Source organism: Deltaproteobacteria bacterium, assembly GCA_020848905.1.
Lineage (GTDB): Bacteria > Myxococcota_A > Polyangia.
The window spans coordinates 1-25145 of the sequence record JADLHG010000054.1; the positions used below are offsets into that span (position 1 = coordinate 1).

14 protein-coding genes, 1 tRNA gene and 2 pseudogenes are annotated in these 25145 nt (G+C 68.2%); 8 read left to right on the forward strand and 9 right to left on the reverse strand.

Annotated features, from left to right (window positions below):
- Positions 1-220 precede the first annotated feature (220 nt).
- Both IT371_23055 and IT371_23060 read right to left on the reverse strand, forming a co-directional pair.
- The gene (locus IT371_23055; GenBank protein ID MCC6750562.1) at positions 221-943 is read right to left on the reverse strand and encodes a glutathione S-transferase family protein; all 723 of its coding nucleotides are present in this window, start codon (positions 941-943) and stop codon (positions 221-223) included.
- A gap of 36 nt (positions 944-979) precedes the next feature.
- On the reverse strand, positions 980-2365 hold the full coding sequence (locus IT371_23060; protein ID MCC6750563.1) for a DUF2088 domain-containing protein: 1386 nt from the start codon (positions 2363-2365) through the stop codon (positions 980-982).
- Positions 2366-2754: 389 nt separating this feature from the next.
- Here IT371_23060 and IT371_23065 point away from each other — a divergent pair, with 389 nt between their 5' ends.
- Together IT371_23065 and IT371_23070 are read left to right on the forward strand one after the other, a co-directional pair.
- A complete protein-coding gene (locus IT371_23065) occupies positions 2755-3879 on the forward strand; it encodes a hypothetical protein (protein MCC6750564.1) in 1125 nt (374 codons plus the stop codon).
- A gap of 133 nt (positions 3880-4012) precedes the next feature.
- Positions 4013-4273, forward strand: coding sequence for a DUF2934 domain-containing protein (locus tag IT371_23070; protein ID MCC6750565.1), 261 nt, complete (start codon positions 4013-4015; stop codon positions 4271-4273).
- Positions 4274-4281: 8 nt separating this feature from the next.
- Here IT371_23070 and IT371_23075 read toward each other — a convergent pair whose 3' ends face one another.
- The gene (locus IT371_23075; GenBank protein ID MCC6750566.1) at positions 4282-5508 is read right to left on the reverse strand and encodes an SPFH domain-containing protein; all 1227 of its coding nucleotides are present in this window, start codon (positions 5506-5508) and stop codon (positions 4282-4284) included.
- Between the two features lie 254 nt (positions 5509-5762).
- Here IT371_23075 and IT371_23080 point away from each other — a divergent pair.
- The 4 genes from IT371_23080 (at position 5763) to IT371_23095 (ending at position 12798) form a co-directional block, all read left to right on the forward strand.
- A tRNA-Arg gene (locus tag IT371_23080) sits at positions 5763-5836 on the forward strand.
- Positions 5837-6061: 225 nt separating this feature from the next.
- Positions 6062-9112 carry a response regulator gene (locus IT371_23085; protein MCC6750567.1) on the forward strand — a complete coding sequence of 1017 codons (3051 nt, stop codon included), beginning with the start codon at positions 6062-6064 and terminating at the stop codon, positions 9110-9112.
- Positions 9109-9561, forward strand: a complete 453-nt coding sequence (locus IT371_23090; protein ID MCC6750568.1) for a response regulator — start codon at positions 9109-9111, stop codon at positions 9559-9561. The genes IT371_23085 and IT371_23090 overlap by 4 nt, the downstream gene beginning before the upstream one ends.
- Before the next feature lie 3 nt (positions 9562-9564).
- Entirely contained in the window at positions 9565-12798 is a 3234-nt protein-coding gene (locus tag IT371_23095; protein ID MCC6750569.1) for a response regulator, read from the forward strand.
- Between the two features lie 2974 nt (positions 12799-15772).
- Here IT371_23095 and IT371_23100 read toward each other — a convergent pair.
- From IT371_23100 to IT371_23110, 3 genes and pseudogenes are all read right to left on the reverse strand, one after another.
- Positions 15773-16039: pseudogene (locus IT371_23100) on the reverse strand (collagen-like protein).
- A gap of 232 nt (positions 16040-16271) precedes the next feature.
- The gene (locus IT371_23105) at positions 16272-17825 is read right to left on the reverse strand and encodes a sigma 54-interacting transcriptional regulator (GenBank protein MCC6750570.1); all 1554 of its coding nucleotides are present in this window, start codon (positions 17823-17825) and stop codon (positions 16272-16274) included.
- 158 nt (positions 17826-17983) lie between these two features.
- Positions 17984-18137: pseudogene (locus IT371_23110) on the reverse strand (hypothetical protein).
- A gap of 1353 nt (positions 18138-19490) precedes the next feature.
- On the opposite strand from IT371_23110, the gene IT371_23115 reads away from it, so the two are divergent.
- Positions 19491-21179: a cation:proton antiporter gene (locus tag IT371_23115; GenBank protein MCC6750571.1), complete on the forward strand. Its 1689-nt coding sequence runs from the start codon at positions 19491-19493 to the stop codon at positions 21177-21179.
- 32 nt (positions 21180-21211) lie between these two features.
- On the opposite strand, the gene IT371_23120 is transcribed toward IT371_23115, so the two are convergent.
- From IT371_23120 to IT371_23130, 3 genes are all read right to left on the reverse strand, one after another.
- Positions 21212-21586 (reverse strand): hypothetical protein, encoded by a 375-nt coding sequence (locus tag IT371_23120; GenBank protein MCC6750572.1) that lies wholly within the window; start codon positions 21584-21586, stop codon positions 21212-21214.
- Positions 21587-21592: 6 nt separating this feature from the next.
- Positions 21593-22465 carry a hypothetical protein gene (locus IT371_23125; GenBank protein MCC6750573.1) on the reverse strand — a complete coding sequence of 291 codons (873 nt, stop codon included), beginning with the start codon at positions 22463-22465 and terminating at the stop codon, positions 21593-21595.
- 240 nt (positions 22466-22705) lie between these two features.
- Entirely contained in the window at positions 22706-23866 is a 1161-nt protein-coding gene (locus IT371_23130) for a hypothetical protein (GenBank protein ID MCC6750574.1), read from the reverse strand.
- Between the two features lie 565 nt (positions 23867-24431).
- Between IT371_23130 and IT371_23135 the strand changes: the two genes are divergently transcribed.
- Entirely contained in the window at positions 24432-25109 is a 678-nt protein-coding gene (locus tag IT371_23135) for a TetR/AcrR family transcriptional regulator (GenBank protein ID MCC6750575.1), read from the forward strand.
- Positions 25110-25145: the final 36 nt, after the last annotated feature.

Here is a 25145-nt window from a genome sequence, read left to right on the forward strand (position 1 = left end):
GCCGCGATCCATCCCGGCAGGCTGTGTCGCGCCTGCGCTCCGGTGCTCACAGCGCCACAAGGCTGCTCCGCTCCGGTGCTCGGCGCTCCTTGCCTGCCGGGCGCCTCGCGGCCAATGCGACCATGTTTGATCACGCAACAACGCGTTTCTGTGTCGACGGGACCCCTGGGCCGCGCGCCTCGACCACCACAACCCGATCAGCGCCTTCCGTGCCGGGCCTTCACTCGGCGCGACCGGCTTCCATCTCCGGAAAGTATCGCTCGCGCATCCGGTGGGTGTAGGCCACCAGGTTCGCGTGCGTTCGGGCGTGGTCCTTGAGCTCCGTCGGCACGGGGGACCAGAGGACGTTGGCGAGGAAGGCGAAGACCGTCGCATCCACGGACGAGGGAGCCGCTCCGAGGAGGAACTCGGAGTCGCCCAGCGTCGCGGCGAGCGCGTCGAGGTCCAGCTTGCCGAGGTGGAGCAGCTCGGGGACGCTGTGGCGGCCGACTCCCTGGGCGTGCAGCATCGAGCGCATCTTGCGCCGCACGATGGGCGCGCCGACCACGCGCAGGTAGGCGGGGAGCGAGGAGAAGAAGGCCTCCTTCACCAGCGCCCAGCCCGCGTCGGCGATCCAGCGCTGGTGGACCGCGACGAAGTAGAAGTGCTCCTCGAGCAGGCGTCGCACCGCGTGCCCCTTCGCCCACGCCTCCCGGGAGAGCGCCCCGTCGAGCGGGTCCCCGTAGCGCTCCTTCAGGTATTCGAGGATGAAGCCGCTGTCGGCGACGAGCCGCCCGGCGTCCTCGATGTACGGCATCTTCCCCTTCGGCGCCTTGCGCATCTCGAGGCCGGCCACGACCCGGTAGGGCAGCTCGACCATGCGAAGGTAGGTCTCCACCTTCATGCAGAAGGGGCTCAGGTTGGGAAGGCCCCACGCGGTGGGGAATTGATAGAGCGTGATCACGAGGCGTCTCCTCGGGCCGCGAGTGGCGGAGGCCCGTCACTGACGGTTGAAGGCCATGGGGTAACGAACCAGCGCCACGCGCGCGTCCGGGCCGTGATGCTCGCGGGCCTGCGCGAGCGCGTCGGCCAGCGTGGCCGTCGGTACGAAGCCGAGGTGACGCACGAGCTCCGGCCGCTCGGCGTGGGCGACGAAGACGCGGGAGGCGTGCCGGAGGCGCTTCAGCGGAAAGGTGGCCATGATCCCGTGCACGGGGTGGAAGCCAAAGCTATGTCGGTATTTAGCGATATAGCCCGCGTGCTGCGCGTAGCGTGCCTCGTGCGCCGCGCGGATCGCGTAGGGGTCGCGCGAGCTCGAGAGGATGTCGTTCCAGACCTCGCGGTAGGTGGGGTGGTGCGCCTCGTCCCATTCGTCGGGGCACGGGGTGGCCAGGATCACCGAGCAGCCGGGCTTGCCGAGCGCCTCGATCACGCCGCCCAGGTAGCCGAGCCCCGTCGAGACCAGGGTGAGGAGCGGGTTCATGCCGGCGTAGGCCGCGTACGGGCTCCAGGCCGGCACTCCGTAGGCGACGATGTCGGCCTTCTCCGCGAGGAGGCTCCGCCGCGACTGGGTCTGCTCGCGCTGCAGGTCGAGCACCGCCTGCCGCGTGGCGCGCACGCTGCCGCCCCACATGCGACCCACCTGGAGCGGGTTCGCGAGCACCGTCTCCACCTTGAAGACGTGGTCTTCGCCGAGCCGCGCCACGACGAGCTCCCCCATCTCGTCGAGGATCTCGTGCATGCGGTTCTTCTCGGTGGACATGGACATCACGTCGGGGCTGTGGTGGTGCCGGATTGAGCGATAGGTCGCGAGACCGACGCAGATCGACTTCCACCCGCCGTTGAAGGCGCGAAAGACCGACGTGTTGAGATAGACGCATAGGTCGGTTTCGACGGCGAGGCGGTTCAGCTCCACCTCGTAGCCGTTCGAGGTAGTGCCGAGGTGCACCATGTTCGCCGCGTCCTCGGCGTCGTGGCAGAGGAGCCGTCCCCGGAAGCGCTCGGCGAGCGGCCGGCCGATGGTGCGCGCGAGCTCCTCGAAGGTGAACTGCCGGTGGAGCGCGTTGGCGCAGAGCAGGGTGATCTGCTCCTCGGCGACCCCGCCGGCGACGAGCGCCGACACGATCTGGCCCAGCGCCTCTTCCCAGAGCGGGGCGTAGCAGGGGACCGTGGGGTCGTCGAAGGCCACGGTGACGCGCTTCGCGCGGCGGGCCAGCTCGCGCAGGGGCGGCCGATCGAGCGGCGTCTCGACGGTGGGTCGCACCGCGGCGGCGAGGTCGCTCTGGGCCGGGATGCCGAGCGAGGCGCCTTGCGAGACCTGCTCGACCCTCTCGTCGAGGGGAAAAGGCACCATCTGGGTGCCGCAGGGGACCATCACCTCGGGCATGGGCGCTCCTTCGCGGGGAAGGCGGCGATGGTACCTCAGGTGCACGGGCACCGGAAGACGCGGTGCGGCATGCAGCGCTGGGCGAGGCGCGTGCGGCCGATCCCCTGGAATTTCTGAGAGCTTGGGAAAGCGCGGGGCCTATGTAGGCACCTGTACTCTACTGTAATTTAACACCTTCTCGCGATCGTGGGCTAGCCTTTGCCGTTGCACCGCAGTATGCTGGAGCCTCTTCACAACCATGGGCGGACACACCGCGGCAGCTCGGGCGAGGGCGCGAGGTCGGGGGATCTCCATGCGCGGGCCCTGACGTTCCTCGCCTGCGGCGGGAGGTCGGCCGACCGCGCCGGGGTCGTGGGCATCCTTCCGCCACTCTGCTATGTTCCGCCTCCATGTGGTCTTCACGGCTGTTCGTCGTTCCCTTCACGCTCTTTCTTGCGGTGGCCTGTAGCGGCTCCTCGTCCTCGGAGGACGGGGGTGTGGCCGCCGACCAGGGGCAAGCCGTAGGTGATCGCGGGGCCGCCAAAGAGGGAGGGGCCACGCGCGACCGCGGGCTCACCGACGGCCGGCTCGGAGATCGGGGGAACCTCCCGCCGGCCGATGCCGGCCCAGAGGCCTGCGACCCCTACGGAGTGCGGAACCCGGGGGCGGAGGCGCTCATCGGTCCGACGCCGCTCGAGCCGAGGCTGGTCACGCTGCTGGGCGCCGCGAAGAGCGAGATCCTCTTGCTCCTCTACGAGCTCAGCAAGGACAACGTGCTCGACCAGCTCGAGGCGGCCAAGAAGCGCGGCGTCTCCGTGCGCGTGCTGCTCGACCCGAAGCAGGACGCGAACGACACGGCCAAGAAGAGGCTCACGGCGGCGGGTATTACCTTCAAGGACACGCCGAGCCAGTTCACCTTCTCGCATTCGAAGGTGGCCATCGTGGACGGAGCGACCGCGATCGTGGCCTCGGCGAACTTCAGCTACACGGGGCTCACCTACCAGCGCAACTACGCCGCGTTCCTGAAGGACGCGGCCGACGTGGCGGACCTCAAGGCCATCTTCGAGGCGGACTGGGCGGGGACCGCGCGACCGGACCTGGCGTGCACGCGGCTGCTCGTCTCGCCGGTGAACGCGCGCCCGAGGCTGCAGAGCTTCGTGGGCTCGGCCAAGACGCGGCTCGACCTCGAGGTCATGTACTTCACCGACAAGGACCTGCTCGCGGCAGTGAAGCAGCGCGCCGCGGCCAAGGTCCCGGTGCGCGTGATCCTGGCCGACCCGGCCTGGCAGGACGGCAACCTGCAGACGGCGGCCGACCTGAAGGCGGCCGGCATTCTCGTGCGCTACCTCAAGAAGCCCGAGGTGCACGCGAAGCTCATCGTGGTGGACAGCGTGGTGTTCGTGGGCTCGCAGAACCTCTCCTACACGGCGATCAACAGCAACCGCGAGGTGGGGGTGCTGCTCACCGAGACGGCCGCGGCCGCGGCTATCCGGTCGCAGTTCGACACCGACTGGAACGCGAGCACGCCCTTCTGACCGCGCGTCTCTGCCGACCGCTCCTTCCGCGCGACTCGGCCCGTCAAAAAGCAAATTTTTTGCCCCGCGCGCGGAGGCCCTCTAACGTGGGCGCCATCGCACGGAGCGGAGCTGTCCGCGGAAGGAGGGAGCGATGCCGACCACGAAGAAGACCCGAACGTCGAGCGCCACCAAGGTTCCCGAGACCAGCGCGGTGACGGTCAAGAAAGTCCGCACGCGGACGCGTACGCCGCGCCAAGGGGCCGTCGCGCCCCTCGTGGTGCGGGCGCCCGAGGAGCCGAGCTACGAGACGGTCGCCGTGCGAGCCTACGAGCTCTACCTGGGACGGGGCGGCGCTCACGGCTGCGACGTCGAGGACTGGCTGCAGGCCGAGCGCGAGCTGCGAGACGCGTAGGGGGAAGATCAATCTGCCGCCGGCGGCGCGGAGCGGCCGGGCAGCTCGATCCCCGCGGCCTGGCCCAGCGCCAGGAGCTGGCCGAGCGCCTCCGCGAGAAACGACAGCCCACGCCCTTCGCCCGAGGAGATCTGCGTGATCTGCACCGGGCCGAGGCTCCCCGCGAGGGCCTGCGCCAGCGCCGGGAGGGCGCGGGTCACGAGCTCGTAGCGAATGCGCGCGTCGGAGACCTCGTTGTCGAGCGCGCGGGTCTGCCGCTCGAGCGCGAGGCGTAGCTCTCCCTGGAGGCGCTCCGCGGCGGCCTGCGTCTCCGCCACGCGCGTGGCCGACGCGGCGGCTTGCTCGGCGAGCGCGAGGCGAGCCTCCTCCTGCAGCCGGTCGAGGGCGCACTGGGCCTGGGCGCGCTCGCGGGAGTGGGCGTGTTCCCTTTCGGCTGCGCGAGCGGCGAGCTCGGCGGCCTGCGCGGCGCGGTGCTCGTCGAGGGAGTGCTCGACGTCGGTGAGCTCGCGCGTCCGCGTGCGCTCGGCCAGGTCGGCGGCGAGCTGGGCCTGCCCCACGCGGGTACGCGCCCCCTCCTGGCTCAGGCGGACCTGCTCGTCGCGCGCTACCAGCGCCAGGCGCGCGCGCAGCTCGAGCTCGGCCCGGTAGGGGGCCTGGAGCTCGGAGAAGACCTTCTCGCTGAGGATGCGCACGTCCTGGATCGCGATCGTGTCGATCACCAGCCCCCAGCCCTGGTCAGCCGCATCGTCGGCGCGTCCGAGCCCCGAGACGACGGGGGCGATCTCCTGCAGCAGCTCGGCGGCCAGGCTCTCCTTGCGGCGGGTCAGGCAGGCCTCCACCGTGAGGCTCGCCACGAGGCGGCGCGCGGCGCCGACGAACATGTCCCGCAGCACGGCCTGGAGCTCGTCGAGTGCCGCCGTGCGCTCGGAGAAGTCCAGCATGCGCGAGGCGAGCAGGGGGTCGGCGATGCGATAGACGGCCACTCCGGTGACCGCGACGCCCACGCGCTCCGCCGTCACCTGGTCGGCGACGAAGGTCACGCGCTGGATCGTCGTCGGCAGCACGGTGTAGGTGTCCCCGGGCCAGAGAAAGCGACTCAGGCCCGGGCCGTGGGCGCGCAGGCGTCCGCGGCGCAGGACGATCAGGTACTCGCTCGGCTTGGCCGAGACGCGGCCCCAGCGCCGGGGACGCGTCGGGCGCGGGCTCGTCGCGGAGCTACGGCTCGGATGCGACATGTGCAGTCCTCCTGCACAGGGCAAAGTGCACTGCGCGTGCCGCTCGCCGGGCGGGCGAGGGGGCCGAGATCACGCGGTGCGCGCCAGGCGGCCGCTCCAGGGCGGTGCGTTCGCCCGGGCGGTTGCGCCGAAATCGGGCGGGCGGCGCCGCGTCTCTCTGGCTCGCCGCCGCCGCGAATCCGAGGAGGACAGCCCGAGGGCGAAAGGCTTGACCGTCCCGAACGCCTTATGCATACTCACGCCGCGTTGTTCATGCACCCATAGCTCAGCTGGATAGAGCATCGGTCTACGGAACCGAGGGTCGGAGGTTCGAATCCTTCTGGGTGCGCGAAGAAGTCGAAGCCCCGCTGGCACCTAGCTAGCGGGGCTTTTTGCTAGGACCCCTCTGCTCCCCCGACTTTGACCAAATCTTGACCAAACTCGTCGCCGGTCTCGAGCTTGGCTACCGCCGCCCGAAGGTCGTCCTCCTCGACCACGTTGTAGCGCTCGAAGACGGCCCGCGTCCGGTGGCCGGACGCGGCCCCAGAGTCCGCATCGAGACTCCACCGTCAGGGTGGTCTGCCACGAGACGGCGCCACAGGCACCGTGCCGGAGTGCCATACACGCGGGGCGGAGGATCGAGAACGGACCCAGCGGCCAAGCCCTTGCGCAACGCAAGACTTGCGTCGTTAGGGCTCGGTGCCACTCGCTAGGTCGGGTCGGCCTCTCTGACGGTTGTCGGAGTCCGACGGCTATGCTATCCGATGTTCATGGGGCGCGTCGTGGGGGGTGGTTGGGCATGACGGTGGACCGACGCGGGCCCAAGCCTCCGGGGCCGCCAGACTTTCAATCCCTCTTCGAATCCGCGCCCGCGTTGCTCCTCGCGCTTGCACCCGATCTGTCGATCGTGGCGGCGAGTGATGCGTACCTCGCAGCCACCATGACCCGAAGGGAAGAGATCCTGGGCCGCGGGATTTTCGAGGTTTTCCCGGACAACCCGGACGACGCCAGCGCCGATGGGACTAGCAACCTCCGCGCCTCTCTCGAGCGGGTGCTGGCAACGCGCGCTGCGGACACCATGGCCGTCCAGAAGTACGACGTACGCGGTCCGGACGGGAGCTTTCAGGTCAAGTACTGGAGCCCGAAGAACGTCCCCGTGCGCTCGGCCAGCGGCGAGCTGCTCTACATCCTGCACCGCGTAGAGGACGTCACCGAGCTCGTCCGGGCGAGCGAGATGGGCGAAGAGCTGCGCGATCGCACGCGCGAGATGGAGCAGGAGGTGCTTATCCGCAGCCGCGAACTGGCCGCCGCGAACCGGGACCTGCGGGACGCGAACGCGCGGCTCGGCGAATTGGACGCGGTCAAGACCGCATTCTTCAGCAACGTGAGTCACGAGTTCCGTACGCCCCTGACGCTGATGATCGGGCCCCTTGAGGACGCGCTCAGCGCATCGGAACCAGCGCTCGCGGGCGAGGCGCTGCAGATGGTCTGGCGTAACGCCTTGCGGCTCATGCGCCTCGTCAACGCGCTGCTCGACTTCTCACGCCTCGAGGCCGGCCGGCTTCAGGCGTCTTTCGAGCCAACCGATCTAGCGGTGACGACCACGTATCTGGCGAGCGCCTTTCGGTCGGCGGTCGAGCGCGTGGGTCTCGTCCTGGATGTCGCCTGCGACCCTCTGCCAGAGCCGGTCTACGTCGACCGTGGACTCTGGGAGAAGGTGGTGCTCAACCTTCTCTCGAACGCCCTGAAGTTCACCTTTGAGGGGTCGATCCGGGTGGCGCTCCGCTGGTGCGGCGACCACGTCGAGCTGGAGGTGCGGGATACGGGGACAGGGATCCCGGGCGAAGAGCTGCCGCACGTCTTCGAGCGCTTTCATCGCATTCAGGGCGCGCGGGCGCGCACGCATGAAGGCTCAGGGATCGGGCTCGCGCTGGTACACGATCTGATTGCGCTCCACGGTGGCACGGTTCGTGTCGCCAGCACGGTCGGCTCGGGCACGACCTTCACGGTATCGCTCCGACGAGGCTCTGCGCACCTGCCACCCGGGCGCATCCGCGAGCAGGGTCGCGACGAAGACGCATCAGCCGGCGCCAGGCCCTTCGTGCAAGAGGCGCTCCGGTGGGCGGGAGGCGCCCCCGTCTCGTTCACGAAGCCCACCACCCTCAATCCAGTTTCCGTCCCGCCGGCAGAGAGAGCGCGCATCCTTGTCGTAGACGATAACGCCGATCTCCGCGACTACATGCGGTCCCTTCTCGGCGAGCTCTATGTCGTCGAGACCGCTATCGATGGCCTCGAAGGGATGAAGGCGGCCGAGCTCCACCGCCCCGACCTCATCCTGAGCGACGTGATGATGCCTCGGATGGACGGGTTCGCCCTGCTCCGGGCCCTCCGCGCGCACGCCACCTTGCGGAGCGTTCCCGTGATCCTGCTCTCCGCCCGCGCGGGTGACGACACCAACATAGCCGGGCTCGAGGCGGGTGCAGACGACTATCTCGTCAAGCCCTTTTCCGGCCGCGAGCTTCTCGCGCGGGTGCGCACGCACGTCGAGCTCCTTCACCATCGTGAGACGCTCGAGCGCTTCTTCGCGCTGTCCCTCGACATGCTCTGCGTCGCGAGTGTCGATGGGTATTTCAAGCGAGTGAACCCGGCCTTCGACGTGCTCGGATATACCGCCGAGGAGCTTACGGCGAGGCCGTTCCTAGAGTTCGTCCACCCGGAGGATCGGGCGGCGACGGTTGCGGAGATCGACAAGCTCGCCCACAAGATCCCGACGCTCCACTTCGAGAACCGCTACCGGGGCAAGGACGGGTTGTATCGGTGGCTTGCGTGGACCTGCGCTCCAGATCGAACCGGGACGATATTCGCCGTGGCCCGCGATGTGACCGAGGAGAAGCAATCGCGCGAGGCGCTCGAGCACGCCAAGGAGGCTGCAGACCGGGCAAACCGTGAGCTGGACGCGTTTTGCCACTCCGTGGCACACGATCTGCGCGCACCGCTGCGGAGCCTCGATGGCTTTAGCCTGGCGCTACTCGAGGACTTCGCCGACCGGCTCGACGACGAGGGGAAGAAGCATCTGTCGTTCATTCGCGAAGCGGCACAGCAGATGGCGCAGCTCATCGACGACCTGCTCGCCCTCTCGCGAGTGACGCGCAGCGAGCTGGAACGTGAGCCGGTGGACCTCACCGACTTGGCGCGAGCCACCGTATCCCGGCTTCAGTCCCGACATGCCGGCCGGCGGGTGCACGTGACCATCCAAGAGGGCCTCGCCGGTCTTGGTGACCCACGACTGCTCACCCTTGTGTTCGACAACCTCCTCGGCAATGCGTGGAAGTTCACGAGCAAGCGCGATCACGCACGCATCGAGTTCGGCGCGCGCGCGCAAGACGGTTGTCCGGTCTATTTCGTTGCCGACAACGGAGCCGGGTTCGACATGACGTACGCGAATAAGCTCTTCGGCGTATTCCAGCGGCTGCACGCGGCCTCGGAGTTCGAGGGGAATGGCGTAGGACTCGCAACGGTGCAGCGAATCATCGGTCGGCACGGCGGACGTGTCTGGGCGGAGGCTGAGGTCGAGCGAGGCGCGACCTTCTACTTCACTCTTCCGGAAGAGATCCGCTCGTCATGACAACCGACAAGGTGATCTTGCTCGTGGAAGACAGCCCACGGGACGAAGCGTTGATCCTTCGGGCGCTGCGCAAGGGGAACATCCTCAACCCCATCGTCGTAGCCCGCGACGGTGTCGAGGCGCTCGACTACTGCCTCGGCCGGGGGGCCTACAGCGAGCATCCTCCGCCCGTTCTGCCGCAGGTTGTGCTGCTCGACCTGAAACTTCCGAAGGTCGACGGACTCGAGGTGTTGAGGACCCTGCGCGCTACCGCGGCGACCAGGCTTCTTCCGGTCGTGGTGCTCACCTCCTCCGTCGAGGACCAGGATCTGGTCCAGAGTTACAGCCTCGGAGCGAATAGCTATGTCCGCAAGCCTGTAGATTTCGCGCAGTTCATCGATGCCGTTCGGCAGCTCGGGCTCTACTGGCTCGTCCTCAACCAGAACACACCCACCCTGAGGAGTCCGTAGTCGATGGGGAAGCCGCTCCGAGCCTTGATCGTCGAGGATGTAGAGAAGGATGCGTTGCTCCTCGTCCGGGAACTCAAGCGCGGGGGCTACGATGTCACGTTCGAGCGTGTGGACACCGCCGACGCAATGGGGGACGCTCTGGCGCGCCGCACCTGGGATGTCGTGCTTTCGGATTACTCGATGCCCACCTTCAGCGCCCCGCAGGCTCTGGCGGTCGTCAAGGCGCACTCGCTCGACCTGCCCTTCATAATCGTTTCTGGCACGGTGAATGAAGACATCGCCGTGGCGGCCATCCATGCTGGAGCGCATGACTTCATGGCCAAGAACAAGCTCCAGCGCCTCATTCCGGCCATCGAACGGGAGCGGCGTAATGCCGCCATGCGAGCCGAGCAGGCCACCATGCAACAGCAGCTCCTCCAGTCCCAGAGGATGGAGGCCATGGGTCAGCTCGCGGGTGGGATTGCCCACGACTTCAACAACATCCTCGCCGTGATCTTGTCGTACGCCACCTTCGTGCGGGACGCACTGCCCGAGGGGGACGAGCGACGTGCGGATGTGGTCGAGGTGCTGAAGGGCGCCGACCGCGCGGCGGGACTCACGCGCCAGCTCCTCGCCTTCTGCCGGCAGCAGCCGGCGGCCGCGCGGCCCACGGACCTGAACGAGAGTCTCACGCAGCTTCACAAGCTCCTTGTCCGGACCCTTGGCGACGACATCGCACTGAGCGTGCTCCCTTCTGCGCGACCCGCCGTCGTGCGCATCGATCCGGTGCAATTCGATCAGATCGTCCTGAACCTGGCGGTCAACGCGCGAGACGCGATGCCTGGAGGCGGAGAGCTGCGCATCGTCGTGCGTAATGACCAGGACGAGGAGGCGAGGCCGGTTGTGCGTCTCAGCGTTTCGGACACGGGCACCGGGATGGACGAGGCGACGCAGCGACGCATTTTCGAGCCCTTCTTCACGACCAAGGAGCGCGGCAAGGGAACAGGCCTTGGGCTCGCCACGTGCTTCGCGATCGTCGAGAAGGTGGGAGGGCGGATACGCGTCGAGAGTGCACCGGGACGAGGTAGCCAGTTCACCGTGGATCTGCCTCTCTGCGACGAGCCAGCGCATGACCAGGGGCGGGACTGGGACATCCCACTACCCGCGAGTGGGGAGGCGGTGCTCGTAGTGGAAGACGAGCCGTCACTTAGGCGCGCGACGGCGCGCGTCCTCGAGCGCGCAGGCTACCGGGTGCAGGTGGCCTCCGACAGCTTGGAGGCGATGCGGCGGATCGATGCCCTCGGGGATCGTTTGCGCGTCGTCGTCACCGATGTGGTGATGCCGGGGGCGAGCGGCGTCGACGTGGCCGCATACGTGGCGCGCACGGCGCCGCATTGCCGCGTCATCTTGACCTCGGGATACTTGACGGACGCGGTACATCGGCGCCAGCCCGAGGAGCTGCCCATGCTCTGGAAGCCCGTCCCACCGCGTGACCTCCTGAGGGCCGTCGCTCAGGCAATCTCCGAAGGCACGGCATCCGAACGAACGCGGTCCACGGAGTCACCGGCGAGCCGCCCTGGCGAGCTCGTTCTCGTGATCGACTGCGACGCTCCGTCACGGCGCGCGATTGTGAGCGCTCTCAACACCGCAGGGTACCGTGCGCTCGAGGCAGAGGCTGTTGCTACTGCTCGGGCCCTGGTCGAGGGCGGCGCGGAGCCAATGTGGATTCTGTGCGAGCAGGGGCTCCTGCATGGCGACGGGGAGGCGCAGTTTCTCCGGTGGATCGAGGTAGACCGGCCAAACCTCATCGAGCGCGTACTGATCCTGTCCGACCGAGCGACGAACGACGGGTGCTCGCACGGGGTCCGATGGCGAGAGGATCTTGTGATCTCCAAGCCCGTGGACGTGAGCGAGTTGCTTTGGCGGTTGGTGCGGACTTCGGCCGACGCGCCGTCGAGGACGGAGATAGGCGTCCCATTCGGGAGCTCCGGTGACCTGGCGCAGCAAGCGCGCGCGGGTGGAACGCTACGGCGCAGCGATGCAACGGGAGACAACGAGGGGGGTCGGGGACACCTGCGCGAGTCCGTTCTCGTGGTGGAGGACGACGAGTCTCTTGCTGGCGCTGTATCTCGTCTCCTCGGTGGCGCGGGTTACGAAGTTCTCGTCGCCGGGTTGCTGGCCGATGCGCGTAGCGCGCTGGCGGCCAAAGAGTTCGACGTCCTAGTCGTTGATCTTGGGCTGCCGGACGGTGGCGGCCTCGACCTGGTTCGTGAGTTGCGCGGCGGGCGGTCGGACGTCCCCATCGTGCTGATGACGGCATCGCCGTCGGTGGATTCGGCTGCTGAGGCAATCCGGTGGCGGGTCAGCGAGTACCTCCCCAAACCCTTTCCGCCGGACGATCTGCTTCGTGTGGTACGCACGACCGTGGACGGCGGACGCATGGCGCGCGTGCGGAACAAGCTTCTTGCGGCACGCTTTGGCGGCAACGAGTTCGTGGCGGACCTGCGCGGCACCGAGCAGGCTTTCTTGCGAGCCCTACCGAAGATCTGGATCGCCTACCAGCCCATCGTACGAGGAGGTGATGGGTCCCTCTTCGGCTACGAGGCGCTCCTCCGCTGCCACGAACCGGATCTGGCCTCTCCCTTGCGGCTGTTTGCAGCGGCCGAGGTGCTGGGACGGGTCCACGAGGTCGGGCGTGCCGTCCGTGCCGTCGTGGCCTCGACGATGCTCGAACACCGCGAACGCCTGGAGGCCATTTTTGTCAACGTGCATCCGTCGGAGCTGCGGGCGGACGTCCTGGCTGACAGCGCCGAGGCCCTCCTGCCCCTGGCACGCCGTGTGGTGCTCGAGGTGACCGAGCGAGCGTCGCTCGACCGGGGCGCGAAGCTCGACGAGGAGCTCGCCCACATCCGAGGTCGCGGTTACCGCCTGGCGGTGGACGACCTCGGCGAGGGCTACGCGGGCCTTTCCAGCGTGGCTACCCTCCGGCCGGACATGGTGAAGATCGACATGTCGCTCGTGCGAGACGTCCATCGCGCGGCTCTCAAGCGGGACATTATCGCTGGGCTCGTCGACACCGCGCGGCGGGCAGGGATCGTGGTGGTCGCCGAGGGCGTCGAGACCGTGGACGAGCGCGACACCCTCGTGACGCTCGGCTGTGACCTCCTACAGGGGTATCTGTTCGCCAAGCCGGGGCCAGCATTTCCCGTTCCACGTACGAACTTCAGATCGGATCCTGCCGCGGCATCTGAAGGCTGAGAGGCGCCGAAGCCGAGCGGCGTCCGTGAGGCTCCCGGAGGCGGATCTACTAGGTCATCCAGAGCCGAACTACCGGAAGCGCGCCCATTGCGTCGCCGCCGGTGTGGCCGTCAGGGTGAACGACGTAGGCTAGAATGACGTGGTGACATCGCGCCCGGCGCGAGGCGACCGGAGCAGGTCGCGAGGTCGCGCCGCAATAGGCGCTCCAACCCGGTCGGCGTTCTAGGTCCGGAGGAAGGGGAGGCTGGACTGGAGAGGGATCGAGGGACGGCGCCTACTTCTTCTCGCGCGGATAGGGCGGCTTGTACGGCCTGGAGATGGCGTGCACCTTGTCCGCCGCGAACTGCCGATCGACGCCGTGGCAGGAGGCGCAGGTCTCCTTCTCGTCACCGCTGTAGGGCTCCGCCGGCGTCGGATCGAAGGTGTTGAGCATGCCGTGCAAGATCGCGCTATCCCGGTCGTGGCAGGACAGGCACGCGAGGCGGCTCGGACGCTGCTTCCAGTAGTCGGCCTTGGCGTGGCAGGTGGTGCAGTTGCGGATGTCCTGAGGGAAGATGCGCGCGGCGAAGTTGACCGTCGGGTTGTAGGCGGGGGCCACCTCCAGCGGCTTGTCGAGGTAGTGTCCGTAGTGGACGCCGTGGACGCGGCGCGAGAGGGGCGCTGCGCCGAACCCGTTGTTCGAGTCGGAGTTCTTGGCCCACCCGGACCTGCCCTTGAGCTGCCGATCGTAGTCGTGGCAGGAGCGACACAAATCCGTGTCGAACTTCACGGCCCAGTAGTTCTCGTGGATCGCGGTGTTTGCGTGGCAGGAGGAGCAGTTCGTCGCGTTGTACTCATCGACGGCCTTTGTCCCCACCTGGAAGTTCAGCTTCGCCACACCGCCGCAGACGTGGCCGTCGGGGCAGGTGATGCCCGAGGGGACCATCTCCACGAAGGCGGTGTACGTGCCGGGGGCCAATCCCTTGACGTCATCGAGCTGGTACTCGACGAATCCGTTGGCACCGGGGGTGCGCTTGACCTTGGGATCGTCGTCGCGCGGGTCGGCGGGGACGTTGAGATGGTTCGCCGGATAGGAGTCGGTCTCCACCGGCACCGCGATGCCCGCGGGAAACTCGAGCGCCGACCCCACGGTGCTGGCGAGGACCTCGACCGAGGAGGTCGCTCCTCTCGAGTTGCTCTTGATGGTCAGCGTCGGAGCGGCGCTGGACCCGGAGGCCGACGCCGTCGCCACGGCCTTGAACGTGGCGTTGGCGTTGAGCCAGGCCGCAGCCTCCGCCGCGGTCGCGGCCGCGAGGTTGGCAAAGGTCCCGGAGGAGATGGGGATGATGATGGCGGCCCCGCCGTCGATCTTTACCCGCAGGTCTGTCGTAGTGGAGAGACTCCAGGGGCCAGCCTTCTTGCAGGTGACCGCCGCGCGAATCATCGCCTCGCCTCGAGCCGCCGTGGTCAAGACCGGCATCGCCTGCTGCGAGCGTGGACCGCTGACGAAGAGGTTGAAGCGGAGCCAGGCGGGCGGCTTGATGGCGGTCGGGTCCGCGATCACTCCCTTGCTGTCCTTGAGCACGATCTTCACCGTCGGAGCCTCGCCCCCCACGTAATGCGTGCCGTTCGCCGGCGGCGTCATGCTGAGCTCGGCGGTAGGCTGGACGAGCGGCTCGATCTCGTGTGACTTCGCCACGGGCACGGTGCCGTTCGGGCCGTGGCAGTTCGCGCACGTGCCGTCGGTCTGCTTCCCGCCCAGGTGCACCGCGAGCTGGCACATCCCTGTCGTCGCGTTGCACGTGGATTCCTTGTTGAAGTCCGCGACGCAATCCGTGCTCTCCTTGCACTTGCCGGCCTTGGGACGTCCCTGTACGCGCGGTGGCGAGAGCACGCCGCTGGCTGCATCGAGGTTGTCGTGGCAGCTCGCGCAGGCCTGCGTCGAGGGCTTGGTCTTCCACGAGTCGTCGAGGTGGCACTTGGTGCAGTTGCGAGGATTGGCCGGAAAGCGGACGCCCGGGTTAGAGCCCACGCCGCCCTTGGCCTGGGAGGTGTAATCCCGGAAGTCACCCGTCACGGGATCGATGTTGAAGAGGCTGCTGAGGCCCCTCGTGGGCTCGCACACGTGGGCGGTTCCGGGTGCCCCGCAGCCCCCGCCCATGTGGACGCCGTGTACGCGCCGCACGATCGCGTCGGAGACTCGGTTTGTCGACTGGCAGGGGCTCTCACCCTGCTTGCCGCAGTAGGCGGCGTAGCCGTCCTGGTTGTGGCAGTTCTTGCAAGTGCGGACAGGATCGGAGTCGATGGCGTAGTTTCCGACGGCAGCGCCCTCGCGATCGATGTGGTGGAGGTAGGTCATGCCGCTGAGGGCGCCCTTGTGGCAATCGGCGCAGTTGCCGACGATCTCCTTCTCCACCGCGGCGGCGCCGAGCTGGAGCTCCTGAACCGGGAAGGCCTGGTCGATGGGAAAGTCCTTCGAGATCGCCCAGAAGCTCACCAGGTACGTCCCCGGCTCCTCGGTCGTGACGGGCTCGAGAGTGTAGGTCAGGACGTTCCCCTTCACCGCGAGGTTGGTCTTCACCGGCTTCTCGCAGGTGGTGGTGCCGCCCGCGGTGGCGCAGGTCCAGTCGGTTCCGCCCTTGGCGTCGGTCGCGGTCGAGGTGCACGTGTGCTTCGCCGCCGAAACGCTGCACTTCCAGGAATACGCGCCGCCCGGGGTGGGGAGTGCGGTGAGATCGACGAAGTGATGCTCGGTCGCGGTGCGCGCGGCGCTCACGTTGAGCAGCTTGGACGCCGTCTTCGCCTTCAGCGCGCTGTTCGGACCCACCATCATGAGGCGGGCCTGGCTCAGGCCCTCGCGAGGAATCGGAGCGCCGGCCTCGTCGGTGACCGTGATGGTGATGACCGGCCTGTCACCGGGGACGAAGTGCGTGCTGTTCGAGGGCTTGGAGACCTCGAGCTTGACCCGCAGCCCGGGGCTGAATCCGGCATTCATGCCATTGGTGCCGTTCGTCCCTGGCGCGCCGGCGGCGCCGGGGTCGCCCTTGGTCCCGGCGGCGCCGGGGTCACCCTTGGTCCCAGCGGCGCCGGGGTCGCCCTTTTCTCCGGACGTACCGGGCTCGCCCTTGGCGCCGGGCTCCCCCTTGCTACCGTCGCAGCTCCCGAGGAGACCGATCAACCCGGCCAGCAACACGACCCGGGCGGGCCCGGCCGCCGACCGCTTGTAGAACGCCAACAGTCCATCGGCCAAAGCTCTCGTCATCGTCAACTCTCCGGGGATAAGGGATGGGGTGGTGCGCGCCCGGCCTAAGCAGCTTGCGTGCCAATGCCGCAGCCTGCGATATCGCTGAGGAACGAGCAGCCGCGGGGCCGAGATGTCGCACGGCACCGGCGTAGCCGGAGTAGGCGCGCCAAAAATATTATTCTTTATCGCGGCGTTAACTTGCAGCCGAAATGTCGGCCGCCTCCGGGCGAAAGGTCGGCCCCCTGGCGGCCTACCGGGTCCGCTTTAACTTGCTCTGCAGGGTGCTGCGCGGCACGCCGAGGATCTTCGCGGCGCGATGCAAGTTGCCGCCGGCCTTCTCCTGCGCCCAGTCGAGCACCGCCTGCTGGAACTGCTCCGTGAGCTGCGGTAGCTCGACAGAGGCCGCCTGGTCGAGGTGGAGTGCAAACGGGAGGGGTTGCTCGTCGGGGGTCTCCCCCCGCAAGTACTCGGGGAGGAAGGTCGGCGTCACGTCCGGCCCCGGGCAAAGGACGAGGGCCGACTCCATGGCGCGGCGCAGCTCCCTCACGTTTCCAGGCCAGGGATGACGCTGGAGGAGGTCTGCGGCACCCACCGAGAGGCGCTTCTTCGGCTGCCCCTCGGTGGTCGCCAACAGCGCGAGGAAGTGCGTGGCCAGCAGCACGATGTCCTCGCCGCGCTCGCGTAGCGGCGGCATATGGAGCCTGAGCCCGTTGAGCCGGTAATACAGGTCGTCGCGGAACCGCTGAGTCCTCACGTGGCCCAGCGATAGATCCGCCTTGGTGGTCGCCAGCACCCGGACATCCACGGCGATCTCGTCGGTGCCGCCCACCCGAGCGAAGCGGCCCTCCTGAAGCACGCGCAACAGCTTCGCTTGCAGCTCGATCGGCAAGTCGTCGATGTCGTCGAGGAGCAGCGTTCCTCCGTGGGCTCGTTCGAAGCATCCACGGCGGGACTGCGTGGCGCCGGTGAAGGCGCCTTTCTCGTGCCCGAGCAACTCGCTCTCGGCGAGCTCTCTCGGGATGGCGCCGCACGCGACCACGACGAAGGGTTCCTGTCGCCGCGGTCCCTGAAGATGCAGGGCACGAGCCGCCATCTCCTTGCCCGTTCCGGTCTCGCCGACGATGAGGACTGGCGCGGACGCCTTGGCGAAGATGGCGAGGCGCTCATGGACCTTTTGCATGGCGGCCGACCTGCCGATCAGCCCCGAGCCACCACCCTCCGCGCTACCCACCAGCGCCTTGAGCGAGGAGAGCTCGCGCCGTGCCGTCGATAGCTCGCGCAACTGTGCGAGCCGCACCTCGAGCTCCATCGTCCGTTCCGCCACCTTCCGCTCGAGACCGTCTTTGAGGGCTCGCAGCTCCACCTCGAGGCGTTTGCGCGCAGTGATGTCCCGGACGAAGTGAACGAAGACTGGACGTCCTTCTGCCGTGACGAGTTCGACGGGGTAGACCAGAGACTCCACCCAGCTCCCGGTTCGCGCGTCGAAGAACTCTCGCTCGGCAGGCCCGCCTTCGGCCACGGACGCCTCGAGGGGGCAGCCCGGAAAGGGCTCGTTGAGCCCGTGCACCTCCCTGGGGCAATAGCAGCCGAGCAGCTCCCGGGAGCTGCGCTTGAGGTCTCTCTGCATGGCGCGGTTGCTGGCGAGCACCCTGTGGGCGGAGTCCAGGACCAGCACGTAGAAGGGCAACGCGTCCAGCAGCGGCTGCAGCAACTCGAGCGCCGCCGGCGGTAGCGGGAGCCCGGGACTCGGGTGTGCGCCGTCGTCGCCTGCTGCCGGCGCGCGCTGATCAGGTTTAGTCTGCACCGGGTTCGTGACGTTGAGTCTCGCATGAGGGGCCTCGTCCCGCAATCGCGGCCCTGGCGCGCGTCGGGGCGGTCGACAGCTTCTTCACTGGATCCTCCCGAGAGAGGTGCGGCCGTTCCTCGGGCCTCAGGTCGAGCTTGGCGAGCCGGCCCTCGCAGAAGGGGGACCGTGCCCCTGTCGTGGACCGCGCGCTGGAGGTCGTAGGCGCCGATGTAGTTGCTTGCCGAAGACCGCGCGCGGGTTCGTGTCGGTCAGCTCGACGGGCGTCCGGGTTACGCCTACAGAGGACGCGTTCGGCAAGGCGTCCCGCAGGCGGCGAGCTCGTGAACCGAACGGCTCAAGTCCACGTCACAGGCCGCGAGTCGCGGGCTTGTTCGATGCCGAGCCGCGTGTCATGCTCCGGGCCTACAGGTGCTGGTGCTCACTCGCCTACCCAGAAGTCGTTCTCCGCGACGGTGTCACGAGGACTCCTGCGCGAGCCCCTTGCTCTTGGCGGGTTTGCTCGCCGCGCTGCAGGCCGGACTGGTGCCCGAGTCATTGCTGTCCGAGCTTCGCCCTGGACGGGGAGGCGCTGGTGCCGGGTCATCCTCGCCTGGCGACGCCCCGCAGCAGCTCGCGGGCGTGCTGCCTGGCCATGGTCTCTCCGCTCGAGTGACGAACTCCGTCGGCGTTCGACAGCACTCCGCCGCAGCGGCGTGGGCCGTCCCGCATGCGGCCATCCATACGACGCTCAGGCATGCGGCGGCCTGTCTGCACTCGACCATCCACGTGGCGCGGAGGGGTGCCCCTCCGCGACCGAGAGTCGCCCATTCCGCAAGCACCCCTCGCGGCCCTCCCTGCCAGTCCTAGCCGCTGAAGCGAGGTCAGTGTCGGTTCGCTCGGCTTACTGACAATCGCCGACGGAGTAGTCGGCGCTACGTCTCCACAACGACGCTGACGCCGCTGCCGCACCGGACCGCGCGGCGCTTGAAGGAACCGCCTCGTTCTTTCTTTGTTTCGTCTCGAAGCGGTGCTGTGCAAATGTGAGGCAGAGAACCCTCAAGGGAGTACCCAAATGGCGATCGGGTTGCAGGCACTAATCACCACCCTCTTGCTTCTCAAGCGAACGTGCCCAAAGTGCGGGCGGGAGCAGGTGGTGTCGGTAAGTAGGCGAAAGGCAACGATACCGTGCAGGGCCTGCGGCGGTCCCGTCCCGCCACCCAAGCGCTGAGGCGGGAGGCGGGATTGCCAGAAGCATCCGACGCAGCGACCTCGAATCAGGGCGGTCGGCCCTCGCCACCCCCTTCGGACGAGAAGACACCGGGGCGAGCGTTCGGCGGGACCGGCCCCGGTCAGAGCACCGACCGGCGCGACGCCAACGGACCACGACGCCGATGGCTGACGCTTCTCGTCTGGACGAGCACCCTTGCGTTCAGCGGCGCCGTCGCGTTCTCGCACCACTGGCTCGCCGACCTCATCTTGGCGCTGCTTCCCCTCGCTCTCATGTTGGTCCTCAGCGTCTTCGGTGTCGTCACGTTGTTGCGCGGGAGGTAGCGATGGGCCTTCTCGATCTCATGGTCCCCGGGCGAGACGACGTCACATCGCGCGCGTTGTCGGGTGAGACAGGGCCGCGCGACTGGGGCGACCAGGTCAGGATCTGAGCTCGGTCCCAGCAGGAGAGGGCGCATGCACAACCTGCAGATCTTGATGACCTTCGCTGTCGGGCTCGCTGCGGCCCTCATCCTCGCCTATGTCGCGCACAGGCTGAAGCTCTCGCCCATCGTGGGCTATCTGCTCGCTGGCATCGCCGTGGGCCCCTTCACGCCGGGGTTCGTGGCCGATCGGCTCGCCACGGAGCAATTCGCCGAGATCGGCGTCATTCTGCTCTTGTTCGGGACCGGGCTGCGTTTTCATCTGCGCGAGCTGATCGCGGTCTGGCGCGTGGCGGTGCCAGGGGCCTTGCTTCAGAGCGCCGCCTCGAGCATCGCCCTCGCGCTGCTCCTGTTGGCGCTGGGATGGAGCTGGAGCGCCGGGCTGCTGCTCGGGATGGCGATCTCGGTCGCCAGCACCGTCGTCATGGTTGTGGTGCTGGCCGACCGTGGAGACCTCGACGGCCCCATCGGTCACCTCGCGGCAGGCTGGACCGTGGTTGAAGACCTCATCACGGTCGCGCTGCTGCTCGTGCTGCCCATCATCGTCTTGCGCGAGAGTGGAGGACAGGGTGTCTGGGTACCGCTCGGGCTGACGGCACTCAAAGTCATGGCACTGGTCGCGGCGGTCGTCGTGCTCGGCCGGTGGATCATCCCGTGGGCCCTGGAGCGCGTCGCACGGACCCGCTCGCGCGAGCTCTTCACGCTCGCCGTGCTCGTCGTCGCGGTCGGCATCGCGGTGGGCGCTGCACGAGTGTTCGGGGTCTCGGTCACGCTCGGCGCCTTCATGGCCGGACTGGCCGTTGGACGCTCCGAGTTCGCCGCCCGAGCGGCTGGCGACGCGGTACCCATGCGCGACGCCTTTGCCGTCCTCTTCTTCGTCTCGGTCGGCATGCTCTGCGATCCACGCGCCCTCGTCGAGGCACCGCTGCTCACTTTGGCGGTGCTGGCAGTCGTGGTCGGGGGCAAGCCGCTCGCCGCGCTGGCAACGATGCGGCTCCTGAGACGGCCCATGACGATCGCCGTTCCGGTCGCAGCGGCGCTCGCCCAAGTCGGTGAGTTCAGCTTTATCCTCTGCTCCTTGGCCAGGGAGCTGGGATTGCTCGGCGGCGCCGGCTGGAACGCCATGGTGGCTGCGTCCATCATCTCCATCGCCGTCAATCCGTCCTTGTACCGTTGGGCCCGTCGGCTGGCGGGCAGAGCCGGAAACCTGATCGGCGACGACGTGCGACGAGGAGTCGTCGATCCGCGGAGCTGCATCCTGGTGGGCTACGGCCCGGTCGGCAGCACGGTCCATCGGCTCCTCGCTGAACGGGGCGCCGCCGTGACCGTCATCGAGCTCAACCTCGACACCGTCCGCCGGCTGAGAGAACAGGGGGTCGCCGCAATCTACGGCGACGTGCTTCGGCCGGGGGTCCTCGAAGCTGCGGGCATCGCCACCGCTGGAAGCTTGATCCTGAGCGCGGACGTCGAAGACGCTGAGGAGGTGATTCGTCAGACACGCAGCGCAAACCCCGGCCTGCGGGTGCTGGTGCGCTGTACCCACCTCCGTGACGTCGCGTCTCTACGACACGCTGGAGCGTCGGTTGTCGCTGCCGGGGAAGCGGAGGTCGCGGTGGCCTTGGCCGAGGCGGTGTCCGTCGTCAGTGGAACAGGCGAGGGTTGGCAGCGAGAGGACATCAGACGCCGCCTCTACGACGAGGGACCGCCCCTCGGTGGAGCATAGAGGTCCCAGCTGCCTGGCACGGCGCTCGGGGGTCAGGCGAGCGGCACGCCCAGCTTGTCGAGCGCGTAGTAGCCGAGCTCTCCGAGGGTGGCCGAGACGGCGTTGGCGAAGAAGGCGAGGCCCAGGCACCAGAGCGCCGAGGTCCCCTCCCAGCGCTGTCGGCGCGCCAGGGCGTAGAGCAGGACTCCCTCCACGCTCACCGCCACGAGCTCGGCGAGGAGGCTGTAGTGCACGGGGTTCTGCATCCACTTGGGGAGCGCGAGGAAGATGAACGGGTGGGTCACGAGGTTGATGAGCAGCGTGAAGCCCACCAGGCGCGAGGCCGAGAGGAAGCGGCGCAGGAAGAGCGCGTAGACCGGTAGCTCGAGCAGATAGGTCGCGGCGAAGATGACGAGCCAGAGCTTCACGGGACCTTACTTCGCGCAGGTCCCCGAGCAGGCGACCTGGCCGGCCTGCGGGGCGCAGAACTGGCTGGGGTCGGGCGCCGTGGCCTTGGTCAGGAAGGCCACCGGGTCCTGCTCCAGGCTGGCCTGTCGCGCGAGCTGCCGCACCTGCCGGGTGAGCGTGCGCGCCTTGGCGGCGAAGTCCGCCACGCCGGTGGCCCGATGGGCGTAGGCCTTGAGCTGCGCCTGGCCGTAGGTGAGGAGCACGGTGGCCGCGTCGTCCTCGAGGTCCTCGAAGAGCGCTTCGTTCTCGGACATCATGTCGCTCTGCAGCACGAGCTCCCAGGCCACCTCCTTCGACAGCGTGCGCTCCACGCAGCGCAGCTTCGGCTGGCACTGCCGCGCGTTGCCGAAGAAGCCGCCGCACCCCTCGTTCTGCTCGGAGAGCGTGCCGGAGTGCATGGTGAAGGTGGAGGGCTCGTGCGCCGGGCGCAGCCGGAGCGTCTCTCCGTCCTTGGAGAAGGAGAAGGCGTCCATGGCCATATAGAAGCCCGTCGAGAGCGGCCCGCCGGTGCGCGGGGTCCAGAAGAGCAGCCACTCGCCGACGCGCGTGACCCAGCCCGCCTCGTAGGTGACCTCGGTGCAGTTGTTCGCCGTGCAGCGGGAGCGCGCGAAGCCGCCCCGCGGGTCGATGACCAGGCTGACGAGCTGGCCCCGGTAGGCGCGCGTGGTGACGAGCCCGTAGCTGCCCGCGAGGTTGACGCGGCTCGCGGCGGAGCGCACGGAGCCCTCGTCGGCGCTCTGGCCCACCTCGGCGGGCCCGTCGGCGCCGCAGGCGCCAAAGGCGGTCAGGCCGATGAGAGCGGCCGCGAGAAGAAGGGGCCTATTCCGGATCGAAGACATGGTCGTGCTCCACGGGCTTGGCGGGCGCGACGGGCGCTCGCGTGACCTGATGGGTTCGAGAAAGCTCGCCTCCGTCGGCTTAGCAGGGACCGTGCCGGATCCTTCGCGAGCGACCTCACGATGTTCCGCGCGCGCGCGGCACCGAAAGTCGGGTACCCGGCGACGGGAGGGGTCAGGGAAGGGTCAGGGAAGGGTCAGGGAGGGGAGAACGCGGGGGGACTTGCGCCCCCTTGGGCCGGGCTATAGGCCGCAGACGTCCTTGATGGGATCCGCGCCCGCCGGGAAGTACTGACCCTGCGGCAGGCAGCGCTCCTTGCACCAGAAGAAGGCGCACTGGCCGGAGCAGGCGTTGATCCCTACGCCCGGCTGGGTCACGTCGATCGTCGCGCAGTGCCAGACCTGATTCCCGTCGGTCCCCCGCGGCAGGCACAGGTTGACGTTCGAGTAGTACGCGCAGCGGTGGGTCGAGGGGAGCGCCTTGCAGGTCTCGAGGGAGATGGTGCCGCACCAGGCGTTCGCCGCAGGCAGCGGAGCCGGCTGCACGGGCGTGGTGGGCCCGAGGGCCTCGAGCTCGCTGCTGCAGCAGTGATCGCACTCGGACCAGTTGTAGTTCCGCGTCGAGGGGCCCTTGCCCCGGCAGGCGCCATACGCGCCGTCATTCGCCCCGCGGTAGTTCTGCTCGCAGATGGCGCCCTTCCACCCCTGCTCGCGCGAGAGCTGGCCGCAGCTCTTGTTCACCCAGGCCGGCAGCGCCTTGCAGTTGCCGTCGGTGGCCGAGATCATCTGGCAGGTCTGGCCGCTCTCGCAGCGCACGATGCTCGTGTTCCCCGCGCACCACTCGTCCTGCTTGCGGTGGGCCGTCCACTTCCAGGTCGAGCCGTACTGCAGGCAGGTCAGCGTATAGGTCTTGCCGTTCATCTGATTGAACCAGAGGACGGCCTGACCGGCCTGGCAGGCCTTGCCCGGCTGATCATAGATCGGCGTCGTCGTCGGCGTGGTGGGCGACGTGGTGGACGGCGTCGTGTAGTACGCGGGGGCCTTGCAGGTCCCCTGGCCGGCCGCGTAAAGCTCGCACTTCGCGGGGGCCGTGCAGCGCACGATCGTGTCGTCTCCGGCGCACCAGTCGCTGACGTCGCGGTAGGCGACCCACTTCAGCGAGCCGCCCTGGTACTGGCAGGCCATGAGGTAGTTGCGCCCCTTCTTGTCGTTGTACCAGCAGGTGGCCGAGTTCTCGGTGTAGCAGCCGACGCCGGGCTTCGAGTAGCCGTACGAGGCGCACTGCTCGTTGGTCATGTCGGCCTTGCTGTCGGACATCACGGCCTGCTTGGCCGCCCAGTCCACCGGGCCGCTGCCCTGCCCCGTCTCCTGGCCGCAGCCGGGAAGCCACGCCGCGCTCCCCACGGTCCCTGTAAGCAGGGTGCAAAGAATTATCGTTCTGCGCGTTTTCATTGTTATACGCCTCCTACCTGTTACAGGGCACAGCTCCGCCAAGACCGTTCGGCGAAGACAAGCCGCGGTTGTTTGCTGGGCCAGCCAGCGGGCCACCAAGAGGTGGCCAGGGGTCGTTGGTCGAGCGCGCCCTGAGCACGTCCCGTACCAACCGATCGGGCGGCCAGACCCGCGCCGCGAAACGATCTTTACGGCCAGTCGGCCAGCCGGGTCTCCGAATGTCGGACGGATCGACGGAGCCGATCCGCAGATCTGGAAACGCAACGACCGCTGGTCGGCTGCCCCCAAGTGACCGCAGTGATTGACTCGAGCGGCCACGCAAAAAGACCCGGATCCCCCTGGCGGCGGGAGGGGCCGCGGCGCACCGGTTTCCGGGCAGGGGCCTCTTTCCGCCGTGCTAGGGCGGCGTGGGCCACGGTTCTGGGCCTCGATCGCGGCCAGCGAAGGTCCCCTTGGCGGTCGGGCCGTTCGTGATGTCGCGGAGCCTGGCCTGTCGCGTGCAAAGCTGCGCCGTACGATGGCCAACCGACTCGAGCAAGCCCGCAAGAACCCCGATTCGAAGAAAGCCACCATCTTGAAGGCCGCGCGTCGCATCTTCGCGCGCCGGGGCTACCACGCCACCGGCATTCGCGACGTGGCGGCCGAGGCGGGCGTGGATACGAAGACGCTCTATTACCATTGGAGCTCGAAGCAGACCCTCTTCGAGGCCGTGCTGGCGGACATCCAGCTCGACTTCGAGAACCTGCTCAAGTACTGGATCAACGCCACGCAGGAGATGGGCTTCGAGCAGAGCATCGAGATGCTCATCGACAAGGTCATCCCGGCCATCCTGGACGATCCCGACGCCGGCCGCATCGTGCTCCTCTCGATGGTGGACTACGGCATCGAGGACGCCCAGTGGGACATCCGGTACATGCCGACGCTGCTCGCGACCATGCGCCGCTACGTGGAACGCCGCCTGGGGATCGAGGCGCTGCCGCCGCAGTTCGACACGGTGGTCCTCGGGGTGGTGAACATGATGATCATGCTCTACGGCGCGAAGAACTATCAGATGAAGGTCCTCGGCGCCGAGACCCACGAGGCCTACCGGGAGCGCATCAAGAGCATGGCCCGCTTTTCCATTGCCGCGGCGATGACGGTGATCGGGCAGGGGGTCGCGAGCGCACCGCAGCACGTGCCGGCCATCGCGCCGTAGCGCGGGGCTGCGGCCGAGGCGCCGGTCTCGCGACGA

Bases quoted from the DNA above. Each gene is read 5' to 3' on its own strand.
- IT371_23070 (MCC6750565.1), top strand. From the start codon at position 4,013: ATGCCGACCACGAAGAAGACCCGAACGTCGAGCGCCACCAAGGTTCCC.
- IT371_23135 (MCC6750575.1), top strand. From the start codon at position 24,432: ATGGCCAACCGACTCGAGCAAGCCCGCAAGAACCCCGATTCGAAGAAA.
- IT371_23075 (MCC6750566.1), bottom strand. From the start codon at position 5,508: ATGTCGCATCCGAGCCGTAGCTCCGCGACGAGCCCGCGCCCGACGCGT.
- IT371_23065 (MCC6750564.1), top strand. From the start codon at position 2,755: ATGTGGTCTTCACGGCTGTTCGTCGTTCCCTTCACGCTCTTTCTTGCG.
- IT371_23060 (MCC6750563.1), bottom strand. From the start codon at position 2,365: ATGCCCGAGGTGATGGTCCCCTGCGGCACCCAGATGGTGCCTTTTCCC.
- IT371_23090 (MCC6750568.1), top strand. From the start codon at position 9,109: ATGACAACCGACAAGGTGATCTTGCTCGTGGAAGACAGCCCACGGGAC.
- IT371_23115 (MCC6750571.1), top strand. From the start codon at position 19,491: ATGCACAACCTGCAGATCTTGATGACCTTCGCTGTCGGGCTCGCTGCG.
- IT371_23095 (MCC6750569.1), top strand. From the start codon at position 9,565: ATGGGGAAGCCGCTCCGAGCCTTGATCGTCGAGGATGTAGAGAAGGAT.
- IT371_23125 (MCC6750573.1), bottom strand. From the start codon at position 22,465: ATGTCTTCGATCCGGAATAGGCCCCTTCTTCTCGCGGCCGCTCTCATC.